Genomic DNA, 20,813 nt, shown 5'->3' with positions numbered 1-20,813 from the left:
CGGCTGGGGGGCGCCCCTGGGTGAGGGTTATCTGTCTCCGAAGACGGTGCGGTGCCAGTCCTTGCGGGCCACCGCCGTGGTGTCGAACATGACGTGCTTGACCTGGGTGTACTCGTCCAGCGAGTACTGCGACATGTCCTTGCCGTAGCCGGAGGACTTGTAGCCGCCGTGCGGCATCTCGCTGATGATCGGGATGTGGTCGTTGACCCAGACGCAGCCGGCCGCGATCTCCCTGGTGGCCCGCAGCGAGCGGTGCACATTGCCGGTCCAGGCCGAGGCGGCCAGGCCGTACGGGGTGTCGTTGGCCAGCCGCAGGCCCTCGTCGTCGCTGTCGAAGGGCAGCACGACCAGGACCGGGCCGAAGATCTCGCCCTGGACGACCTCGCTGTCCTGCGCGGCGTCGGTGATCAGGGTGGGCAGGTAGTAGGCGCCGCGGGTGAGGTCGGTGCCGTCGTGGCCCTTCTCCGGGGCGCGTCCGCCGGTGACGACGGTGGCGCCATAGGAGCGGGCCCGCTCGACGAAGCCGGCCACCCGGTCCCGGTGGGTGTGGGAGACCAGCGGCCCGAGGTCGGTCCGCGGGTTCAGCGGGTCGCCGAGGCGGATCGCGCCGTACAGTTCGGCGACGCCGGCCACGAAGGCGTCGTAGAGCGGGCGCTGGACGTAGGCGCGGGTGGCGGCGGTGCAGTCCTGGCCGCCGTTGATCAGCGAGGCGGCGACCGCGCCGTGCACCGCGGCGTCCAGGTCGGCGTCGTCGAAGACCACGAACGGGGCCTTGCCGCCCAGTTCCAGGTGGGTGCGCTTGACGGTCGCGGTGGCGAGTTCGGCGACCCGCCTGCCGACCGGGGTGGAGCCGGTGAAGGAGACCATCGCGACGCCCGGGTGGGAGACCAGATGCTCCCCGGCGGTGCGTCCGGCGCCGGTGACCACGTTGACCACGCCGTCCGGGATGCCCGCCGCGGTGCAGGCCCGGGCGAACATCAGCGAGGTCAGCGGGGTCAGCTCGGCCGGCTTGAGGACGATGGTGTTGCCCGCCGCGATGGCCGGGAGGATCTTCCAGGCGGCCATCTGGAGCGGGTAGTTCCACGGGGAGATCGAGCCGACCACGCCGATCGCCTCGCGCCGCACGTAGGAGGTGTGGTCACCGGAGTACTCGCCGGCCGCCTTGCCCTCCAGATTGCGGGCCGCCCCGGCGAAGAACGCGGCGTTGTCGATGGTGCCGGGGACGTCGAACTCGGTGGAGAGCTTGACCGGCTTGCCGGTCTGCGCGGTCTCCACCCGGGCGAGGTCGGCGGCGGCCCCGGTGAGGACGGCGGCCAGCCGGGTGAGCGCCTCGGAGCGGGCGCCGGGGGTGGCGCCGGACCACTCGGGCAGTGCGGCCCGGGCGGCGGCGACGGCGGCGTCCACCTGGTCGGTGGAGGCGAGGGAGATCTGCTCGACCACGCTGCCGTCGGCCGGGTTGACGACCTGGAAAGGATCGCCGCTCCCCCGGCTCTGCCGGCCCGCGATGTACTGCGCGCCCGCTCCGAAGTCGGTCAGGTCCATCTGGTTCCTCCAAGTGCCGGTGGTTCGGCTGCCCGCATGGCGTCCGATCGTCCGATCGTCCGGTTCCCGTCATGCCGCAGATGCCGGTGGGCGGCGGTCCCGTACCGGCGTCGTCCGACTGATCGAGTCGCCGCGTCTGCGGTACGGGGGAATCCGGCCCGGTTGATCTTCCGGGATGGCGCGATCCTGGCAGCCCTGCGGCGTCCCGACAAGGGATTCCGCCGTCGCTGCCCGGTGACACGACGGATTCCGCCGGTGATGTTGGTGTCTCGCCACAGCCGACCCGCTGACCATGCCTGTTGCCGCCCCGGCGTGACAAGGGTCACTCCGACAACCTCGACGCGAAGGGCCTTACAGGGTGGAAGGGTTCACGGAGGGCAACAGATCGTCGCCAGGAGGGATGATTTACCTGACACTCTGATCCCTGGAGGCCCCGCGATGCTCCCCACCGTCGCCCGCGTGCTCGATCTCGAAGTGATGCGGCGGGGCCTGCCCCAGGTCGTCGCCGGCGCCGACCGCCTGGAGCGCCCGGTCCGCTGGGTCCACGTCAGTGAGCTGCCCGATGTCGCCGGGGTGCTCCAGGGCGGCGAACTGGTGCTGACCACCGGTATCGCGCTGCCCGAGGACCGCGACGGGCTGGCCCGGTACGTCCGCGAGCTGGACGAGGTCGGCGTGGCCGGGCTGGTCGTCGAGTTCGGCCGGCGCTACTTCGACTCGCTCCCCCGCGCCCTGGTGCACGCCGCCGAGCAGCGCGGGCTGCCGCTGATCGTGCTCCGCCGCGAGCTGCGCTTCGTGGCCGTCACCGAGGCCGTGCACGCCCTGGTGGTCAACGCCCAGCTGGAGCAGCTGCGGACCTCGGAGGCGGTCCACCAGGTCTTCAACGAACTGGTGGTGGAGGGCGCCGAACCCGGTGAGGTGGTCCGCCAGGTGGCCCGGATGGCGGGCGCGCCCGTCGTGCTGGAGAACCTGGCGCACCAGGTACTGGCCCATGACCCCGCCGGCCGGCCGGAGAGCGAACTGCTGGAGGACTGGGAGCGCCGCTCGCGCGGGGTGCGTCCGCCCGGGCGCACCGGCCACGACCCGCGCAGCGGCTGGCTGGTGACCACGGTCGGCGCCCGCGGCCAGGACTGGGGCCGGCTCGTCCTGGTCGAGGACCCGGCACCGCTGCCGGAGGGCGAGGCCCACCCGCACACGATGCTGCTGGAACGCGGGGCGTCCGCCCTGGCCCTCAACCGGCTGGTCGTCCGGGACCGGGAGAGCCTGGAGCGGCAGACCCACCGCACCCTGCTCTCCGGCATCCTCACCCACGCGCTGACCGTCTCCGAGGTGGCCCTGCGCGCCCAGGCGCTCGGCGTTCCGCTGGAGGGCCGCCGGCTGGTCGGGGTGGTGCTGCGGCAGCGGCGCGGGCCGATCCCGGCCGCCCTGGAGGCCCAGGCCAGGCTGCGCGACTTCACCGAGCTGGCGGCCGGCGCGATCCGCGGCTGCCGGCTCTCCGCCCTGGTCGGAGCGCTGGACGACGAGGGGGTGGGCGTCCTGATCGCGCTCGGCACCCAGCAGGACGAGCACACCGCGCTGGACGCCTTCTCCGCCGCGCTGCGCCGGCTGACGGCGGACGCCAACCGGGACGCCGCCCCCGTACCGGCCCCCGTCGTCGCCGTCGGCTCCTCGGTGGGCTCGGTCCGCGACGCCCGGCGCACCCTGCTGGAGGCCACCCAGGTCGCCGACGCCGCCCTGCACGACTCCCCCGGCGGCCGCGCCGCCGCCTACTACCGGCTGCCCGACGTCCGGCTGCGCGGTCTGCTGCACCTGCTGCGCGACGACGCCCGGCTGCAGACCTACGTCGAGCGCGAACTCGGCCCGCTGCTCGCCTACGACGCCGAGCACAACGGCCAGTTGGTCCAGATGCTGCGGATCTACCTGGAGCACGGCCGGAACAAGTCCGCGGCGGCCGATGCCGCGCACCTGTCCCGGCCCTCCTTCTACGACCGGCTGCACAAGGTCGAGCGGATCCTCGGCGTCGATCTCGACCAGGTCGAGTCCTGCCTCTCCCTGCACGTGGCGCTGCTCGCGCTGGACGCCGTCCGCCGGTGAGTACCGGGGCCCGGTGACCGCCGGGCCCGGTCCCGCTACACCCCGGTGATGCGGCCCCAGACCTTGTGCAGTTCGGGCCGCTCGGCGGAGGTGACATCGCGCATGGTGCGCAGCCGGGCGCGCATCTCCTCGGTCGGGAAGACCAGCGGGTGCTCCGCCAGCTCGGCCTTCTCCTGGTCCCCGCTCGCGGCCAGCACCTCGCGGGCGGCGGGCACCGGGCAGATGTACTGCACGAAGGCGGCCAGTTCGGCGGCCACCTCGGGCTGGTAGTAGTGGTCGATCAGCAGCTCGGCGTTGCGCTTGTGCCCGGCCCGGTTGGGGATCAGCAGGCTCTCCGCCCAGAGCTCGCCGCCCTCCTCGGGCACCACGAACTCGATGTCCGGGTTCTCGGCGGTCAGCTGGACGGCGTCACCGGAGTAGGCCTGACAGGCCAGCGCCGCGCCGGAGGCCAGGTCGCTGGTGTAGTCGTTGCCCGTGAAGCGGCGGACGTGCCGGGCGTCGACCATCTTCTGCACCAGGTCCATCGCCCGGTGCGCGTCGTCGTCGGTGAAGGCGGCGATGTCGGCGCCCTGGGCGAGCATCAGCAGGCCGAGCGCCTCGTCCAGACCGGCGAACAGGGTGACCCGGCCCTTGAGGTCGGGTGCCCAGAGGTCGGCGGTGGACCTGATCTCCCGGCCGAGCGCCTTGCGGTTGTAGGCGATGCCGGTGATCCCGGACTGCCACGGCACGCTGCGCTTGCGCCCGGGGTCGAAGGCGGGATCGGCCAGCTGCGGGTCCAGCTGGGCGGTGACGTTGGGCAGGTTGGCCCGGTCCATGGCCTGTACCCAGCCGAGCGAGACGTACCGGCCGGCCATCCAGTCGCTGACCACCATCAGGTCCCGGCCGGGGTCGGTGCCCTGGGTCAGGACCGGGCCGATCTTGCCGAAGAACTCGTCGTTGTCGTTGATGTCCTCGGTGTAGGTGACCTTGATCCCGGTCTGTTCGGTGAAGGCGTCCAGGGTCGGGCGCCGGCCGCTGTCGTCGACGTCGATGTACTGGGTCCAGTTGGAGAACGCCAGCCGCTTCTCCTGCTCCGAGCGGTCCGGGGCCGAGCGGCGGTCCTCGTCGACATAGGCGGCCGGGATGCCGCAGCCGGTCAGGGTGCCGACGCCGAGCAGCCCGGCGGTGCCGAGCACGGAGCGGCGGGTGAGCCGGCCGCGTCCGCTGCGGCGGCCGTCGAGGGGGCGGCGGGTGAGGGTGGTGCTGGGCATGGATGGGCCTTCCGGGCATGCGGCGGCCCCGGGCGCACGAGCAAGACCCGGGGCCGTCCTTGTCGGTTCCTCAGACAGTGTGCGCGTCGGTCAGCGACAGCACCTCGTCGAGCACCGCGAGGCCGGTCTTGGCCTCCTCCTCGGTGACGGTGCACGGCGGGACGACGTGGAAGCGGTTCATGTTGACGAACGGCCAGAGCCCGCGCTGCTTGCAGGCGGCGGCCAGCTCGGCCATCGGCGCGTTGGCGGCGCCCGCGGCGTTGTACGGCACCAGCGGCTCGCGGGTGGTGCGGTCCTTGACCAGGTCCAGCGCCCAGAACACGCCGAGGCCGCGGACCTCGCCGATCGAGGGGTGGCGCTCGGCCAGCTCGCGCAGGCCCGGGCCGAGCACCGTCTCGCCGATGTGCCTGGCGTTCTCGACGATGCCCTCCTCCGCCATCGTGTTGATGGTGGCGACGGCCGAGGCGCAGGCCAGCGGGTGGCCGGAGTAGGTGAGCCCGCCGGGGAACGGCCGCTCCGCGAAGGTGGCGGCGATCTCCGCGCTGATCGCCACGCCGCCCAGCGGCACATAGCCGGAGTTGACGCCCTTGGCGAAGGTCAGCAGGTCCGGGGTGACACCCCAGTGGTCGGCGGCGAACCACTCGCCGGTGCGGCCGAAGCCCGCCATCACCTCGTCGAGGATGAAGACGATGCCGTAGCGGTCGCAGATCTCCCGTACCCCGGCCAGGTAGCCCGGCGGCGGGATCAGGATGCCCGCGGTGCCGACCACGGTCTCCAGGATGATCGCCGCGATGGTGCCGGGGCCCTCGAACGCGATCACCTGCTCCAGGTGCTGCAGCGCGCGCTCGCACTCCTGCGTCTCGTTCTCGGCGTGGAAGTTGGAGCGGTAGGCGTACGGGCCCCAGAAGTGAACGACACCGGAGACACCGCTCTCGTTGGGCCAGCGGCGCGGGTCGCCGGTGAGGGCGATCGCGTTGGCGGTGGCACCGTGGTACGAGCGGTACATCGACATGATCTTCTGGCGACCGGTGTGCAGCCGCGCCAGCCGGATGGCGTTCTCGTTGGCCTCGGCACCGCCGTTGGTGAAGAAGATCTTGTCGAGGTCGCCGGGGGTGCGCTCGGCGATCAGCCGGGCGGCCTCACTGCGCGACTCGACCGCGAAGCCGGGCGCGATGGTGCAGAGCTTCGCCGCCTGCTCCTGGATCGCGGCGACCACCTTCGGGTGCTGGTGGCCGATGTTGGTGTTCACCAGCTGCGAGGAGAAGTCGAGGTAGCGGTTGCCCTCGTAGTCCCAGAAGTACGAGCCCTCGGCGCCGGCCACCGCGAGGGGGTCGATCAGCGCCTGGGCGGACCACGAGTGGAAGACGTGCGCGCGGTCGGCGGCCTTGACGGCCTGGCCGGCGGCTGAGTCGGCGGTGGGGATGCTCATGCCGGTAAGGCTAGGGAGTTCCACCCGTGAAGTGCAGGTTCATCGTGTCAGGCGGTCATGCGAACGGCCGACAGGGTGACAGGGCAAGGGCCCGGGTCGAAACGACCCGGGCCCATTGTCAGATCACACGATCAGCGTCAGATCGCGGTCATACCCCGCCAGATGGCCATGACCCGCTCAGATCGCGGTCATACCCCGCCAGATAGCCATGACCCGCTCAGATCGCGGTCATGACGTGCTTGACCCGCGTGTAGTCCTCGAAGCCGTAGGAGGAGAGGTCCTTGCCGTAGCCGGACTTCTTGAAACCACCGTGCGGCATCTCGGCGACCAGCGGGATGTGGGTGTTGATCCAGACGCAGCCGAAGTCCAGCCGGCGCGACATCCGCATCGCGCGGGCGTGGTCCTTGGTCCACACCGAGGAGGCCAGCGCGTACTCGACGCCGTTGGCGTAGCCGACGGCCTGGTCCTCGTCGGAGAACTTCTGCACGGTGATGACCGGGCCGAAGACCTCGTTCTGGATGATCTCGTCGTCCTGGTTCAGGCCGGAGACCACGGTCGGGGCGTAGAAGTAGCCCACCTCGCCGACCCGGTGGCCACCGGCCTCGACCTTGGCGTGCGCCGGCAGGCGGTCGATGAAGCCGGAGACCTGCTTCAGCTGGTTGGCGTTGTTCAGCGGGCCGTAGAGCACGTCCTCGTCGTCCACGCCACCGGTCTTGGTCTCGGCCGCGGCCTTGGCCAGCGCCTCGACGAAGGCGTCGTGGATCGACTCGTGCACCAGCACGCGGGTGGCGGCGGTGCAGTCCTGGCCGGCGTTGAAGAAGCCGGCCACCGAGATGCCCTCGACCGCCTCGGCGATGTCGGCGTCCTCGAAGACCACGACCGGGGCCTTGCCGCCCAGCTCCAGGTGAACGCGCTTGACGTCCTTGGCCGCCGACTCCGCGACCGAGATGCCGGCCCGGACCGAGCCGGTGATGGAGGCCATCGCCGGGGTGGGGTGCTCGACCATGGCCTGGCCGGTCTCGCGGTCGCCGCAGATGACGTTGAACACGCCGGCCGGCAGGTCCAGCTCCTTGAGGACGCCGCCGATGATCTCGGCCAGCAGCACGGTGGAGGCCGGGGTGGTGTCCGAGGGCTTGAGCACGACGGTGTTGCCCGCGGCGATCGCCGGGGCGAACTTCCAGACGGCCATCATCATCGGGTAGTTCCACGGGGCGACCTGCGCGCAGACGCCGACCGGCTCACGGCGGACGATCGAGGTCATCCCGTCCATGTACTCACCGGCGGCCTTGCCCTCCAGCAGGCGGGCGGCGCCGGCGAAGAAGCGGATCTGGTCCACCATCGGGCCGATCTCCTCGGAGAGGGTCAGCGCGCGGGGCTTGCCGGTGTTGCGGACCTCGGCGTCGACGATCTCGTCGGCGCGCGCCTCGACCGCGTCCGCGATCTTCAGCAGCAGCTTCTGGCGGGTGCTCGGGGTGGCGTCGCGCCAGACCGGGAAGGCGGCGGCGGCGGAGGCCATGGCCGCGTCCACATCGGAGGCGCCGGACAGCGGGGACGTCGCGTAGACCTCGCCGGTGGTGGGATCCACGATGTCGAGCGTGCGGCCGTCGGCCGCATCGACGAACTCACCGTTGATGTAGTTGCGCAGCGCGCGAAGGTCGCTCACGGGTCTCTCCTCGGTCTGGTCCTGCGGCGTTGCAGAGTCCGGCGCCATGGTACGTCGACACACCTGCCGGTCGGCCGTCCTCCGATGCCGAGTGGCCGAGCCCGAAGCGGCACGGTCCACTGGTGGGGGAACGCGCGCTCCACTGCGAAGCTGCGCGCGTACCGGGCCAGGTTAGCCGTACAACTGCTGGAATCGACAGACCAAGCACGCCCAGGCGATGAAATCCGCATGCGATTTCCAAGATCGCGACGAAATCAGCAGCTGCCACGCTTGCGAACAGAGGTCCGATCGGGCACAGTGGCGGCGTGGCCAACCGCGACCGGAACGCCAGCGTTCCCCTCGACGCCGCCTCCAAGGCGATCATCGAGCAGCTCCAGGAGGACGGGCGCCGCCCGTACGCCGCCATCGGCAAGGCCGTCGGCCTGTCCGAGGCAGCCGTACGGCAGCGCGTCCAGAAGCTGCTCGACCAGGGTGTGATGCAGATCGTCGCCGTCACGGACCCGCTCACCGTCGGCTTCACCCGCCAGGCGATGGTCGGGATCCGGGTCGAAGGAGACATCGAACCCGTCGCCGACGCGCTGGCCGCCCTCGACGAGGTCGACTACGTCGTCTGCACCGCAGGCTCGTTCGACCTCCTGGCCGAACTGGTCTGCGAGGACGACGAGCACCTGCTCGAACTGATCAACAAGCGCATCCGCGCGCTTCCCGGCGTGCGGAGCACCGAGAGCTTCGTTTACCTGAAGCTCCGGAAACAGACCTACACCTGGGGCACCCGATGACAGCCGACCCGGCGCAGAAGGACCTTTCCAAGACCGCCTACGACCACCTGTGGATGCACTTCACCCGCATGTCGTCGTACGAGAACTCCCCCGTGCCGACGATCGTCAAGGGCGAAGGCACCTACGTCTGGGACGACAAGGGACGCAAGTACCTCGACGGCCTCGCCGGCCTGTTCGTCGTCCAGGCCGGCCACGGCCGCGAGGAGCTCGCCGAGGCCGCTGCCAAGCAGGCCAAGGAGCTCGCCTTCTTCCCGGTGTGGAGCTACGCCCACCCGAAGGCCGTCGAGCTGGCCGAGCGCCTGGCCAACTACGCCCCGGGCGACCTGAACAAGGTCTTCTTCTCCACCGGTGGCGGCGAGGCCGTCGAGACCGCCTGGAAGCTTGCCAAGCAGTACTTCAAGCTGACCGGCAAGCCCACCAAGTACAAGGTCATCTCGCGTGCGGTCGCCTACCACGGCACCCCGCAGGGCGCCCTGTCCATCACCGGCCTGCCGGGCCTGAAGGCCCCGTTCGAGCCGCTGGTGCCGGGCACCCACAAGGCCCCGAACACCAACATCTACCGCGCCCCGGCCTTCCTGGCCGGCCCCGACGGCACGGTCGACCCCGAGGCGTACGGCCGCTGGTGCGCCGACGAGATCGAGGTCGCGATCCTCAACGAGGGCGCCGAGACCGTCGCCGCCGTCTTCGTCGAGCCGGTGCAGAACGCCGGCGGCTGCTTCCCGCCGCCGCCCGGGTACTTCCAGCGCCTGCGCGAGATCTGCGACCGCCACGACGTGCTGCTGGTCTCGGACGAGGTCATCTGCGCCTTCGGCCGCCTCGGCACCATGTTCGGCGCCGACAAGTTCGGCTACCAGCCCGACATGATCACCTGCGCCAAGGGCATGACCTCGGGCTACTCCCCGATCGGCGCCACGATCATCTCGGACCGCCTCGCCGAGCCGTTCTACAAGGGTGACAACACCTTCCTGCACGGCTACACCTTCGGTGGCCACCCGGTCTCCTCCGCGGTGGCGCTGGCCAACCTCGACATCTTCGAGCGCGAGGGCCTGAACCAGCACGTCCTCGACAACGAGTCGGCGTTCCTGGGCACCCTGAACAAGCTGCGCGACCTGCCGATCGTCGGCGACGTCCGCGGCAACGGGTACTTCTACGGCATCGAGCTCGTGAAGGACAAGGTCACCAAGGAGTCGTTCAACGACGACGAGGTCGAGCGCGTGCTCTACGGCTTCCTGTCGAAGGCGCTCTTCGACAACGGCCTGTACTGCCGCGCCGACGACCGTGGCGACCCGGTGATCCAGCTGGCCCCGCCGCTGATCTCCGACCAGTCGACCTTCGACGAGATCGAGCAGATCCTGCGGACCAGCCTCACCGACGCGTGGGCGAAGATCTGACCACCTGATCTTTCTTCCTCACCCTCCGCCGAAGGGCGGTCCCGCTCCCCGCGGGACCGCCCTTCGGCGTTCGCGGCCCCTCCCGGCCGCCTCCCTCCGGTTTTTTCGGACGATCTCCCCGACCAAACACGCCTGATTGCGGGCGATTTGCCCGTTATGGACCAGTGCGCCGCACCCGCGCCCGGCTCCAGTCGTTCTAATCTGACGAGTGTCATATCCCTGCGGCCACCCAGGATGGAACCTCATGTCAGCGGCCCCGCCTGACAACGACGTGCTGTGGGCCCGGGGGATCGTCAAGTCCCATCACGGCACCCCGGCCCTGCGCGGCATCTCGCTCGGCGTCCGGGAGGGCGAGGTACTGGCCGTGACCGGCCCGCGCGGCTCCGGCAAGAGCACCCTGCTCGGCTGTCTCTCCGCCCTCCTCCCGGTCGACGAGGGCGAGGTCTGGTTCAACAGCGCCCCCGTGCACACCCTGGCCCGGGCCGGCCGCGAGCGGCTGCGCCGCGACCGCTTCGGCTTCGTCGGCTCCGAACCGCACCTGGTCCCCGAACTGACCGCCCGTGAGAACGTCGCGCTGCCCCTGCTGCTGGCCGGGGCCGGCAACAAGGCCGCGTACACCGCCGCCGACGAGTGGCTGGAGCGACTCGACGTGGGCGAGGCCGCCAGGCAGCGGCCCGACCGGCTGCTCCAGAGCCAGCGCCAGCGGATCGCCGTCGCCCGCGCGCTCGCCCCGCTGCCGCCCGTCGTCTTCGCCGACGACCCCACCGCGCCGCTGCACCGCGAGGCCGCCGACCAGGTCCTGCGGATACTGACCAGCGCGGCCCGTTCCCACCAGCTCACCCTCGTCCTGGCCACCCACGATCCCGAGCTCGTCCGGTTCGCGGACCGCTCCGTCGCCCTCGTCGACGGCCGGCTGACCGCCCCCGCCGCCCCCGTCCCGCGCGGTCTCCCCGGAGCCCCTGGAGCCCCCGGAACAGTCGGCACACCGGGAGCGGCCGGAGCCGCCGCCGTATCGGCCACCCGCCGCTGACGCCGCCCCGCGGCTGAAAGAGTCGACGTGTTCTATCTCCGTCTGGCCCGGGGCTACCGGGTGCTCGACCTCGGCCGCTGGCTGCTCACCGCCCTGGCCGGCGCGATCGTCGCCGCCTTTCTGCTGCGCGCCCTCGGCCGGGCGCTGAGCGACCCGCTCGGCGGCACCGACGCCGTCGTCCGGCTGCTCTGGTGCCTGCCGCCACTGGCCGCCGTCGCCTGGTTCGCTTCCGTCGCCGCCCGCGCGGTACCGGCCCAGCGCCCCGAGCGGATCACCGGCCTGACCACCGCCGGCGCGGGTGTCGCCCGCATCCGGGCCCTGATCGCCGGCGAGGTCGCGCTCGCCTGCACCGTCGGAAGCGCACTGACCCTGCTGGTCTTCCTGGTCCTGCGCAATGACATCGCCGGTCCCTCGCTCGCCCCCGAGCTCGGCATGGGCGTGCCGCTGCCCGCCGCCGCACCGGTCACCCTGCTCGCCCTGGTCCCGCTCACCTCAGGGATCGCCGCGGCCGGCGCGGTGCCACTCGCCGAGACCCTGCCCGGCGTGCCCCGGCCCGCACGGTCCGGCTTCGGCCCGCTGCGGATCGCCCTGCCGATCGGCCTGGCCGTACTCGGCCTCGCCCTGGAGCTCATCGCCCTGCGGCCCGGCGCCGCCGCCGACGGCCGTCCGATCCACCTCCCGGCCGGGCTCGGCAGCACCAGTACCGCCGCGCTCGGCGGCTGGGCCGCCGTCGCCCTCGGCCTCGCGCTGCTCACCGGCCCGCTGCTCTCCTGGACCGGGCGGCTGCTGGCGGTCGGCCGGCCCACGCCGCTGCGGCTGCTGGCCGGCCGGGGCCTGACCGCGCAGGCCCGCCGGCTCGGGCCGCCGCTCGCCGTGCTCACCCTCGCGGTCGCGATGGTGCTCACCACCGTCCGCTACTGGATCGGCACCCCCGACAGCGCCGACGCGCTGCCCGCGATCGAGGCCTGCCTGGTGCTGGGCTGCGCGGCGGCGGCCGTGGCGGCCCGGCTGGCCGAGGTCCGCACAGCCCGCCGGGACGTCACCGCCGCACTGCTGCGGATCGGCACCTCGCCCCGGCTGCTGTTCGGCGCCGTCGCGCTGCGTACCCTCGCGGTCGGCACGGTCCTGCTGGTCACCGGCGGGCTGACCGCCGCGCTCGCGGCCGCCGGGCTGCGCTGACGCCTCGCCCGGCGGCGTTCGGCCCGCCGTGATTCAGGATCCGGTGGTTCAGCCCGCCGCGGCGAGCTGGCCGCAGGCCCCGTCGATCTCCTGGCCACGGGTGTCCCGGACGGTGGTCGGCACACCGTGCGACTGCAGCCGGCGGACGAACTCGCGCTCGTCCTCGGGCCGGGAGGCCGTCCACTTCGAGCCGGGGGTCGGGTTCAGCGGGATCAGGTTGACGTGCACCCGGTGGTTCTTGATCAGCCGGCCGAGCAGGTCCGCCCGCCACGCCTGGTCGTTGATGTCCTTGATCAGCGCGTACTCGATGGAGATCCGGCGGCCGGACTTCTCCGCGTAGTTCCACGCCGCGTCCAGCACCTCGGCGACCTTCCACCGGGTGTTGACCGGGACCAGCTCGTCGCGCAGCTCGTCGTCCGGGGCGTGCAACGACAGCGCGAGGCGGCAGCTGAGGCCCTCGTCCGCGAGCCGGTTCATCGCCGGGACCAGGCCGACGGTGGAGACGGTGATGCCGCGCTGGGAGAGGCCGAAGCCGTCCGGCGCGGGGTCGGTGAGCCGGCGGATCGCGGACAGCACCCGCTTGTAGTTGGCCAGCGGCTCGCCCATCCCCATGAAGACCACGTTGGAGAGCCGGGCCTCGCCGCCCGGGATCTCGCCGTCCTTCAGCGCGCGCATCCCGGCGGCGATCTGCTCGACGATCTCGCCGGTGGAGAGGTTCCGGGTCAGACCGGCCTGACCGGTCGCGCAGAACGGGCAGTTCATGCCGCAGCCGGCCTGCGAGCTGATGCACATGGTCACCCGGTCCGGGTAGCGCATCAGCACCGACTCGACGAGCGTGCCGTCGAAGAGCTTCCAGAGCGTCTTGCGGGTGGTGTCGTCGTCGCACGAGACGTGCCGGACCACCGACATCAGCTCGGGCAGCAGGCTCTCGGTGAGCTTCTCCCGGCTGGCGGCGGGAATGTCCGTCCAGCTCGCCGGGTCGTTCGACATCCGGCCGAAGTAGTGGTTGGAGAGCTGCTTCGCACGGAAGGCCTGTTCGCCCAGCTCGGCGACGGCCTCCTTGCGCTCGGCGGGGCTCAGGTCGGCGAGGTGTCGCGGGGGCTTGGCGCCACGCGGCGCGACAAAGGTGAGTTCTCCGGGCTTAGGCATGGTTGTTCCAGTGTCGCAGACGTTCCGGATGCCCCGAACGGCGCGAGCCCCGGACGCTTCGGCGTCCGGGGCCCGTCGGTCGGTTGTGCGGTGCTCAGCTGCCGACGAAGGCCGCGAGCAGCAGCCAGACCACCGGAGCGGTCGGCAGGAGCGAGTCCAGCCGGTCCATGATGCCGCCGTGGCCGGGCAGCAGGGTTCCCATGTCCTTGATGCCGAGGTCGCGCTTGATCATCGACTCGCCCAGGTCGCCCAGGGTCGCCGTGACCGCCGCGCAGCCGCCCAGGATCAGGCCCTGCCACCAGCTGCCGCCGTCGATGATCAGTTGCATCAGCAGGGCGCCCGCCAGCATCGACAGGCCGATGCCGCCGGCCAGGCCCTCGCGGGTCTTGCCCGGGCTGATGGTCGGGGCCAGCTTGGTCTTGCCGAACTTGTAGCCCACGGCGTAGGCGCCGGTGTCGCTGCAGACCGTGACGATCAGGAAGAGCACGATCCGCTGGGGACCGTCGTCGGCTGCCAGCATCATCGCCACGAAGGTGGCCAGGAACGGGACGTAGAAAGCGGTGAAGATCCCCGCCGTCACGTCCCGCAGGTAGTTCTCCGGCGGCGCGGCCATCCGCCAGACCATCACCGCCAGCCCGGTCAGCGCGAGCGAGGCCGCGGCCCACTGCACCCCGGCCCAGTAGCCGGTCGCGACCATCGCGACGCCACCCGCGGCCAGCGGGATCAGCGGCGCCTTGATCTCCTTGCGCTCGGCCAGCCGGCTGGTCAGCTCCCAGACGCCGACCACCACGGCCGCCATCACCACGACCAGGAACAGCGCCTTCACGACGAACAGCGAGGCGACGATCACCGCGCCGAGCCCGACGCCGACGCCTATCGCGGCCTGCAGGTTGCGACCGCCGCGCTGCTTGGGCGGCTGCGGCCGCGGATCGGGCTGGGCCAAAGGTGTCTCCTGCCCTGAATGGGACGTCGGCACGAGGTGGGGCTGCCCGGCCGCCGGGTGGCTCGGTGGCGGCGCGGGATGCACCGGGGCTCCCGGGTACGGCCGACCGCCGCGGCCGGGGGCGACGTCGTCGGTTATCGCGCGCAGCACGACCGTCTCCGCCGCGCCCGGCACCGGCGCCTCCGGCTGCTCGTCCCGGAACAGCGGGCCGCTCAGCCTCCCGGCCTCCCGGGCCGGCCCCTCCGCGGGGCCGGGCCCCGGGTCGGCCGATACGGGAGCCATGACCTGAGTCTCCTCCGCGTCACCGCCCCAGTACACCGGAGGCTGCTGCGAGTGACCCGTTCGGTGTGCGGGGTCACCCGCAGCAGCAGCCGGCGCGACCGGGAAGGCGGCCTGGCCGCCCGGGTGGCCGGGGTACTCCTGAGCCCGCTGCGGCCCCGGCTGCTGCGGCCGCCGGTGCTGGTTCTGCGGCGGCTGCGCCTGCTGCGGCGGGCGGTACGGCTGGTACTGCTGGTCGGATGGGCCCCAGTAGCCAGGGGCGTCAGGGGCGTCGTTCATCAGACTTCGAGCAGCTCGGCTTCCTTGTGCTTCAGCAGCTCGTCGACGCTGGCCACGTACTTGGCCGTGGTGTCGTCGAGCTCCTTCTCGGCACGGCGGCCGTCGTCCTCGCCGACCTCGCCGTCCTTGACCAGCTTGTCGATGGCGTCCTTGGCCTTGCGGCGCACGGAACGGATCGAGACCTTGGCGTCCTCACCCTTGCCGCGGGCGACCTTGATGTACTCGCGGCGGCGCTCCTCGGTGAGCTCCGGCAGCACCACCCGGATGATGGAACCGTCGTTGGACGGGTTGACACCCAGGTCGGAGTCGCGGATCGCCTGCTCGATGGCCTTCAGCGCGGTCTTGTCGAACGGCGCGACGACCGCCATCCGCGGCTCCGGCACCGAGAACGAGGCCAGCTGGTTGATCGGCGTCACGGCGCCGTAGTACTCCGCGACGATCTTGGAGAACATCGCCGGGTGCGCACGGCCGGTACGGATCGCCGCGAAGTCGTCCTTGGCGACGGTGACGGCCTTCTCCATCTTCTCCTCGGCCTCGAGGAGGGTCTCTTCGATCACTGTGTACTCCCTGTCCGGTTCATCTGCTGTTGTCCCGACCGGTATCGGCGTCGAGGCCGGTCGTGGTGTCGACGTCGTCCGGTACGGCTGATTGCTGCTCAGGCCCGGACAGAATCCTGGCTGATGAGTGTGCCGATCTTCTCACTCTTCACCGCGCGCGCGATATTGCCCTCCGCCAGCAGCTCGAAGACCAGCATCGGGAGGTTGTTGTCCTTGCACAGCGTGATCGCCGTGAGGTCGGCGACCTTGAGGTCGCGCGCGATGACCTCGGAGTACTCCAGCGCGTCGAACTTGACCGCGTCCGGGTTGGTCCGGGGGTCGGAGTCGTAGACGCCGTCCACACCGTTCTTGCCCATCAGCAGCACGTCGGCGTGGATCTCCAGCGCCCGCTGGACGGCCGTGGTGTCGGTGGAGAAGTACGGCATACCCATACCGGCACCGAAGATCACCACACGGCCCTTCTCCAGGTGCCGGACGGCGCGCAGCGGCAGGTACGGCTCGGCCACCTGGCCCATGGTGATGGCGGTCTGGACCCGGGTCTCGATGCCTTCCTTCACCAGGAAGTCCTGGAGGGCCAGGCAGTTCATGACGGTGCCGAGCATGCCCATGTAGTCGGAACGGGCCCGGTCCATGCCGCGGACCTGGAGCTCCGCACCACGGAAGAAGTTGCCGCCGCCGATGACCACTGCGACCTCGGTACCGGCGCGGACGACCGTGGCGATCTCACGTGCGATCGCGTGCACGACGTCCGGGTCGACGCCGAGCCCGCCGCCACCGGCGAAGGCCTCACCGGACAGCTTCAGCAGCACCCGGCGGCGGCTGCCGGCCTGGGGGTCCTGCGCGGTCTCCTGCGTCTCCTGCATGGACTTCTCCTTCTGCACCTACTGGTTCACAGGCGCGGGTGTGCGGATGCCCGGCCTGCGCGTACACGCGAGGAGGCCACTGCCGCGGGAACCGGTACGGTGTCCTGCACGGCAATGGCCTCCTCGTCGTTCATGGTGCCGACGCGGCCCGCCCATAGACGGATGACGCTGGGTGAGCCCGTTCGGCGCGTTCCTCCCGCCCTGGTCAGCGGGCGGGGGCGGTTCCCAGCCTAAGCGTGCTGGGAGCCCGGTGGAACGTGGCTCAGGCGCCGACGCGGAAGCGGGCGAAGCGCTTGAGGGCGACGCCGTTCTCCGCGAGGACCTTGGCGACGGTCTTCTTGCTGTCCTTCGCGAAGGCCTGCTCCAGGACGGAGTTCTCCTTCACGAAGCCGGTGACGCGACCCTCGACGATCTTCGGGAGGGCGGCCTCCGGCTTGCCCTCCTCGCGAGCGGTGGCCTCGGCGACGCGGCGCTCGTTCTCGAGCTCCTCGGCCGGGATGTCCTCGCGGGACAGGTACTTCGGCGCGAAGGCGGCGATGTGCTGCGCGACGTCCTTGGCGACCTCGGCGTTCTCCTTGTCCAGCTCGACCAGGACGCCGACGGCCGGCGGCAGGTCGGGGCTGGTCTTGTGCAGGTAGACCGCGACGAAGCTGTCGCCCTCGAACTGGGCGAAGCGACGGAAGACGATCTTCTCGCCCAGGGTCGCGTTGGCCTCGTCGACGAACTGCTGAACGGTCTTGCCGGCCTCGATCTCGGAGGCCAGGGCGGCCTCCAGGTCGGCCGGGGAGGTGGCGGCGACGTGGGCGGCGAGCGCCTCGGCGACCTCGACGAACTTGTCACCCTTGGCGACGAAGTCGGTCTCGCAGTTCAGCTCGACCAGAACGCCGGCCTTCTTGTCCTCGGCGATCAGCGCGGCAACGGCGCCGTTGGAGGCGTCGCGGCCCTCGCGCTTGGCAACGCCCTTCTGGCCCTTGATGCGCAGGAGCTCGACGGCCTTCTGGACGTCGCCCTCGGCCTCCTCCAGAGCCTTCTTGCAGTCCATCATGCCGGCGCCGGTGAGCTCACGGAGCTTCTTGACGTCCGCGGCGGTGAAGTTCGCCATGGTGTGAATCTCTTCTCGCGTCTCGCGTGTCTGCGTGGGGTTGCGCCGGGACCGCTGGTTCGGTCCCGGCACGGGAGAGAGGGGCACCTACCGGTGTCGTACCGGCGGGTGCCCCTCACCCTTGGTACGTCAGGCCTGCTCGGCCGGAGCGTCGGCGGCGGGGGCCTCGACGGCCGCGGCCTCAGCGGCCTCAGCGACGGGAGCCTCGGCGGCGGCGGGGGCCTCGGCGGCCGGAGCCTCCTCAGCCTTCTTCTCGCCCTCGATGAGGTCCTTCTCCCAGTCGGCCAGCGGCTGGTCGGCACCCGGCTCGGCCTTGACGTCGCCCTTGGCGACACCCGCGCGGGCCTTGAGGCCCTCGGCGACGGCGTCGGCGATCACACGGGTCAGCAGGGTGACGGAGCGGATCGCGTCGTCGTTGCCCGGGATCTTGTAGTCGACCTCGTCGGGGTCACAGTTGGTGTCGAGGATGGCGACGACCGGGATGTTGAGCTTCCGGGCCTCGCCGACCGCGATGTGCTCCTTCTTGGTGTCCACGATCCAGACAGCGCTGGGAACGCGCTGCATGTCGCGGATACCGCCGAGGGTCTTCTCCAGCTTGTCGTGCTCGCGCTGGAGGACCAGGAGCTCCTTCTTGGTGAGGCCGGAGCCGGCCACATCCGCGAAGTCCAGCTCGCCGAGCTCCTTGAGGCGCTGCAGACGCTTGTAGACGGTCGAGAAGTTGGTCAGCATGCCGCCGAGCCAGCGCTGGTTCACGTAGGGCATGCCCACGCGGGTGGCCTGCTCGGCGATGGCCTCCTGGGCCTGCTTCTTCGTGCCGACGAAGAGGACGCTGCCGCCGTGGGCAACGGTCTCCTTGATGAACTCGAAGGCGCGGTCGATGTAGTTCAGCGACTGCAGGAGGTCGATGATGTAGATGCCGTTGCGCTCCGTGATGATGAAGCGCTTCATCTTCGGGTTCCAGCGGCGGGTCTGGTGACCGAAGTGGACGCCGCTCTCCAGCAGCTCCCGCATCGTGACGACGGCCATAGCCGTACTCCTAAGGTGTTGCGCCCGGCTCTCACGCAGTCGACGTCGTGGTTCGCGCGGTGGCGCTCCCCGCTCGGTCGTCTGCGTACGGCCGGGTCAGGCTCGGTTTGTCCGTGGCAGCCAGGTGACAGCCACGCCTGACGCCCCGAACGTGCCGAGCTGCTTCTGCCCTTGCGGTCCGGGGACCGGGCGGGCTCGGCAGACCGAGCGGCACTCGCACCTGGCGAGGGCGGCGGCTGAGCCGCATCCGTCCACCGGTGGCGGGGCGTGCGAAGTCGACCTGGCGGACCGGGTCGCGTGTGAAGTGTACGGGAAGCGCCGAGCGGCGGGCGACTCCGCGGCGGGCGGGGGTGGGGGTGGGGCGGGTGCAGACGGGTGTTTGGAGGGGTGGAGCGGGGTGGCGGCTGGCTTCGTACGCCCGTTTGAGGGACGAATGTTTTCCACAGGGCCGGCTTGTCCACAGGAATCGGGACGCGAGTGGTCCGGCCACGGTCCGGCGGGGAGCCTCGTCCCCATGACAGCTCATCCCGGCTCTGGCGGTTCCTTCGCCGCGGCCAGCGCCGGCTCCCCCTCGGCCGGTTCCCTTTCCGTCGGCTCCGCGTCGGGGCGGCGGACCGGCCCCGTGCTGCCGCTTCCGCCGCCAGGGCCTGGTCCCACCCGCCGGGTGCTGCTGCTCACGCTGCTGGTGCTGACCGTACTTGCGCTGGTCGCCCTGCCCGGACGGGTGGGCCGCGCGGCTCCCCGGTCGGACCGGGCGTCGGAGACGGCACCCGGGGCGGGGACTGCGGCTGGATCGGGAGCGGATCCCGGCCTTGAGACCGGTCCTGATCGCGGTCGCGCTCGCGGCCTCGGTTCCGACGCCGGGGCGCGGCGGGCATGGCCGACGGGCGGGCCGGGCTCGCTTGTCAGACGGTTCGAGGCACCGGAGAAGCCGTGGGCCGCCGGACACCGGGGCGTGGATCTCGCGGCCGGGCCCGGAACGGACGTGCGGGCGGCGGCCCCGGGGGTGGTCGCCTTCTCCGGCCTCGTGGCGGGCCGACCAGTGGTCACGATCACGCACCCGGCTTCCGGCACTCCCCCGTTGCGTACCACCTATCTGCCCGTCACCGGCACCGTCGCCGTGGGTACTCCGGTCGAGGCCGGCCAGGTGATCGGGCAGCTCGGCCCCGACCCCGGCCACTGCGCCGACGGTGGCTGTCTGCACTGGGGACTGCTGCGTGGCGAGCGGTATCTCGACCCGCTGGCCCTGTTCGGTGCGGGCGCGGCACGACTGCTGCCCCTGGTAGGCGGGCGGTGAAGCAGGTGGTGTGGCGGGCCTTGAGCCTGCCGTGGACCTGGTCCATCGGTCCGGACGCGGTGGACCGCGGTCCACCGCTCGGTCGCTGGGCACCGATCCGTGACCCGCGATCCCCGCCCGTACCGGCCGCAGTGGGTCAGCGCCGGCCCAAGCCGTGGAGGGCGAGGGCGACGGCGGCGTCCGCGACGACTTCCGGGCTCTCGGCGGGGCCTCTGGCGGCGCTCTGCTCGGCCCGCCGGACGGCGGCCTCCACGATTCCCTGGAGCAGCACGGCCGCCAGGCGGGGCTGCTCGTGACCGAGGTCCTCCAACGCCTGAACCACCAGGCCGACCAGCTTGCCGTGCGCGGCCCGGATGCGCTCGCGCGCCGCTTCGTCGAGCTCCAGCGCCGAGATGGCCGCCACCGCCCGGTGGCGCGGGTCCCCGGCCAGCGCCAGCTGGCCCCGGACGTACGCCTCGATCCGGCCGGCCGCGGTGTCGCAGCTTCCCATGCCTGCTTCGATCTCGGCCGCCCAGAGCGGGAAGTCGACCTCGCAGAGCACCTCCACCACTGCGGCGCGCGACCTGAAGTACTCGTAGACCGAGGAACGCGCCAGGCCGGTGCGCGCCGCGAGCGCGGGGAAGGTCAGGGCCTCCATGCCTCCCTCGGTGAGGAGGCTGCGGGCAGCGTCGAGGAGGGCTGCCCGCTGCAGCTGGCGATGCTCGGCCAAAGTGGCCGCTCGGATCTTCGGCACGATCCCACTCTACGGAGCCCTACACACCGCCGATACGGCGCCGCGCATCCGGGGGGAGCCGCAGGAGCACGGCGCGGCGTATGCGGCACGCCCGGCGCCGCTCGCCGCCCACCAGTCGCCACCCACCTACGGCGCGTTCTAGACGAGTAGATCCGAAGTTCTGGCCCGCCAAAGGGCAGAGGGTGTCCAAGATCAGTTTGTGACGACCGACCTGAACACCCTCTTGACCGC

General features: G+C 71.5%; 17 protein-coding genes. 6 read left to right on the top strand and 11 right to left on the bottom strand.

From position 1 onward, the window contains the following. Positions 1-27 precede the first annotated feature (27 nt). The gene (locus ACIO5D_RS38025) at positions 28-1,542 is read right to left on the bottom strand and encodes a gamma-aminobutyraldehyde dehydrogenase (protein ID WP_400658714.1); all 1,515 of its coding nucleotides are present in this window, start codon (positions 1,540-1,542) and stop codon (positions 28-30) included. Positions 1,543-1,980: 438 nt separating this feature from the next. On the opposite strand from ACIO5D_RS38025, the gene ACIO5D_RS38020 reads away from it, so the two are divergent. Next, positions 1,981-3,633 (top strand): PucR family transcriptional regulator, encoded by a 1,653-nt coding sequence (locus tag ACIO5D_RS38020; RefSeq protein ID WP_400658712.1) that lies wholly within the window; start codon positions 1,981-1,983, stop codon positions 3,631-3,633. Between the two features lie 35 nt (positions 3,634-3,668). Here the strand turns inward: ACIO5D_RS38020 and ACIO5D_RS38015 are convergent, their stop codons facing one another. From ACIO5D_RS38015 to ACIO5D_RS38005, 3 genes are all read right to left on the bottom strand, one after another. After that, entirely contained in the window at positions 3,669-4,883 is a 1,215-nt protein-coding gene (locus tag ACIO5D_RS38015) for a spermidine/putrescine ABC transporter substrate-binding protein (protein ID WP_363608973.1), read from the bottom strand. Positions 4,884-4,953: 70 nt separating this feature from the next. Further along, positions 4,954-6,312 (bottom strand): aspartate aminotransferase family protein, encoded by a 1,359-nt coding sequence (locus tag ACIO5D_RS38010; RefSeq protein ID WP_400800832.1) that lies wholly within the window; start codon positions 6,310-6,312, stop codon positions 4,954-4,956. Between the two features lie 217 nt (positions 6,313-6,529). Beyond that, complete coding sequence (locus ACIO5D_RS38005) at positions 6,530-8,023, bottom strand: gamma-aminobutyraldehyde dehydrogenase (RefSeq protein WP_363608969.1); 1,494 nt, start codon at positions 8,021-8,023, stop codon at positions 6,530-6,532. A gap of 257 nt (positions 8,024-8,280) precedes the next feature. Between ACIO5D_RS38005 and ACIO5D_RS38000 the strand changes: the two genes are divergently transcribed. From ACIO5D_RS38000 to ACIO5D_RS37985, 4 genes are all read left to right on the top strand, one after another. Next, positions 8,281-8,754, top strand: a complete 474-nt coding sequence (locus tag ACIO5D_RS38000) for an Lrp/AsnC family transcriptional regulator (RefSeq protein WP_030243538.1) — start codon at positions 8,281-8,283, stop codon at positions 8,752-8,754. After that, positions 8,751-10,145, top strand: coding sequence for an aspartate aminotransferase family protein (locus ACIO5D_RS37995; protein ID WP_363608967.1), 1,395 nt, complete (start codon positions 8,751-8,753; stop codon positions 10,143-10,145). The genes ACIO5D_RS38000 and ACIO5D_RS37995 overlap by 4 nt, the downstream gene beginning before the upstream one ends. A 244-nt stretch (positions 10,146-10,389) precedes the next feature. Next, positions 10,390-11,175 carry an ABC transporter ATP-binding protein gene (locus tag ACIO5D_RS37990; protein ID WP_363608965.1) on the top strand — a complete coding sequence of 262 codons (786 nt, stop codon included), beginning with the start codon at positions 10,390-10,392 and terminating at the stop codon, positions 11,173-11,175. Between the two features lie 27 nt (positions 11,176-11,202). Next, complete coding sequence (locus tag ACIO5D_RS37985; RefSeq protein WP_363608964.1) at positions 11,203-12,354, top strand: hypothetical protein; 1,152 nt, start codon at positions 11,203-11,205, stop codon at positions 12,352-12,354. Between the two features lie 48 nt (positions 12,355-12,402). Here ACIO5D_RS37985 and rlmN read toward each other — a convergent pair whose 3' ends face one another. The 6 genes from rlmN to rpsB all read right to left on the bottom strand — a co-directional run bounded on the left by rlmN (position 12,403) and on the right by rpsB (position 18,552). After that, complete coding sequence (gene rlmN, locus ACIO5D_RS37980) at positions 12,403-13,503, bottom strand: 23S rRNA (adenine(2503)-C(2))-methyltransferase RlmN (RefSeq protein ID WP_363608962.1); 1,101 nt, start codon at positions 13,501-13,503, stop codon at positions 12,403-12,405. A 94-nt stretch (positions 13,504-13,597) separates the two neighbouring features. Continuing rightward, on the bottom strand, positions 13,598-14,728 hold the full coding sequence (locus ACIO5D_RS37975) for a phosphatidate cytidylyltransferase (RefSeq protein WP_400800842.1): 1,131 nt from the start codon (positions 14,726-14,728) through the stop codon (positions 13,598-13,600). A 275-nt stretch (positions 14,729-15,003) separates the two neighbouring features. Beyond that, positions 15,004-15,561, bottom strand: coding sequence for a ribosome recycling factor (gene frr, locus ACIO5D_RS37970; RefSeq protein ID WP_363608960.1), 558 nt, complete (start codon positions 15,559-15,561; stop codon positions 15,004-15,006). A 98-nt stretch (positions 15,562-15,659) separates the two neighbouring features. After that, a complete protein-coding gene (gene pyrH, locus ACIO5D_RS37965) occupies positions 15,660-16,424 on the bottom strand; it encodes a UMP kinase (RefSeq protein ID WP_148642763.1) in 765 nt (254 codons plus the stop codon). Positions 16,425-16,686: 262 nt separating this feature from the next. Continuing rightward, positions 16,687-17,526 carry a translation elongation factor Ts gene (gene tsf / locus ACIO5D_RS37960; protein WP_363608958.1) on the bottom strand — a complete coding sequence of 280 codons (840 nt, stop codon included), beginning with the start codon at positions 17,524-17,526 and terminating at the stop codon, positions 16,687-16,689. A 129-nt stretch (positions 17,527-17,655) separates the two neighbouring features. Continuing rightward, entirely contained in the window at positions 17,656-18,552 is an 897-nt protein-coding gene (gene rpsB / locus ACIO5D_RS37955; RefSeq protein ID WP_363608956.1) for a 30S ribosomal protein S2, read from the bottom strand. Positions 18,553-19,507: 955 nt separating this feature from the next. On the opposite strand from rpsB, the gene ACIO5D_RS37950 reads away from it, so the two are divergent. Continuing rightward, positions 19,508-19,849: a peptidoglycan DD-metalloendopeptidase family protein gene (locus ACIO5D_RS37950; RefSeq protein WP_400658704.1), complete on the top strand. Its 342-nt coding sequence runs from the start codon at positions 19,508-19,510 to the stop codon at positions 19,847-19,849. A 136-nt stretch (positions 19,850-19,985) separates the two neighbouring features. Here the strand turns inward: ACIO5D_RS37950 and ACIO5D_RS37945 are convergent, their stop codons facing one another. Further along, positions 19,986-20,558 (bottom strand): TetR/AcrR family transcriptional regulator, encoded by a 573-nt coding sequence (locus ACIO5D_RS37945; protein ID WP_400658726.1) that lies wholly within the window; start codon positions 20,556-20,558, stop codon positions 19,986-19,988. Between the last annotated feature and the right edge of the window lie 255 nt (positions 20,559-20,813).

The organism is Kitasatospora sp. NPDC087315, assembly GCF_044744345.1.
Taxonomy (GTDB): Bacteria; Actinomycetota; Actinomycetes; order Streptomycetales; family Streptomycetaceae; genus Kitasatospora.
The sequence above is the reverse complement of the archived record's forward strand: the minus strand, read 5'-3'. Positions and strand labels throughout refer to the sequence as shown.

Bases quoted from the DNA above. Each gene is read 5' to 3' on its own strand.
- ACIO5D_RS37995 (WP_363608967.1), top strand. From the start codon at position 8,751: ATGACAGCCGACCCGGCGCAGAAGGACCTTTCCAAGACCGCCTACGAC.
- pyrH (WP_148642763.1), bottom strand. From the start codon at position 16,424: ATGCAGGAGACGCAGGAGACCGCGCAGGACCCCCAGGCCGGCAGCCGC.
- rlmN (WP_363608962.1), bottom strand. From the start codon at position 13,503: ATGCCTAAGCCCGGAGAACTCACCTTTGTCGCGCCGCGTGGCGCCAAG.
- ACIO5D_RS38025 (WP_400658714.1), bottom strand. From the start codon at position 1,542: ATGGACCTGACCGACTTCGGAGCGGGCGCGCAGTACATCGCGGGCCGG.
- ACIO5D_RS38010 (WP_400800832.1), bottom strand. From the start codon at position 6,312: ATGAGCATCCCCACCGCCGACTCAGCCGCCGGCCAGGCCGTCAAGGCC.
- ACIO5D_RS38005 (WP_363608969.1), bottom strand. From the start codon at position 8,023: ATGGCGCCGGACTCTGCAACGCCGCAGGACCAGACCGAGGAGAGACCC.
- ACIO5D_RS38015 (WP_363608973.1), bottom strand. From the start codon at position 4,883: ATGCCCAGCACCACCCTCACCCGCCGCCCCCTCGACGGCCGCCGCAGC.
- ACIO5D_RS37975 (WP_400800842.1), bottom strand. From the start codon at position 14,728: ATGGCTCCCGTATCGGCCGACCCGGGGCCCGGCCCCGCGGAGGGGCCG.
- rpsB (WP_363608956.1), bottom strand. From the start codon at position 18,552: ATGGCCGTCGTCACGATGCGGGAGCTGCTGGAGAGCGGCGTCCACTTC.
- ACIO5D_RS38020 (WP_400658712.1), top strand. From the start codon at position 1,981: ATGCTCCCCACCGTCGCCCGCGTGCTCGATCTCGAAGTGATGCGGCGG.
- ACIO5D_RS37990 (WP_363608965.1), top strand. From the start codon at position 10,390: ATGTCAGCGGCCCCGCCTGACAACGACGTGCTGTGGGCCCGGGGGATC.
- tsf (WP_363608958.1), bottom strand. From the start codon at position 17,526: ATGGCGAACTTCACCGCCGCGGACGTCAAGAAGCTCCGTGAGCTCACC.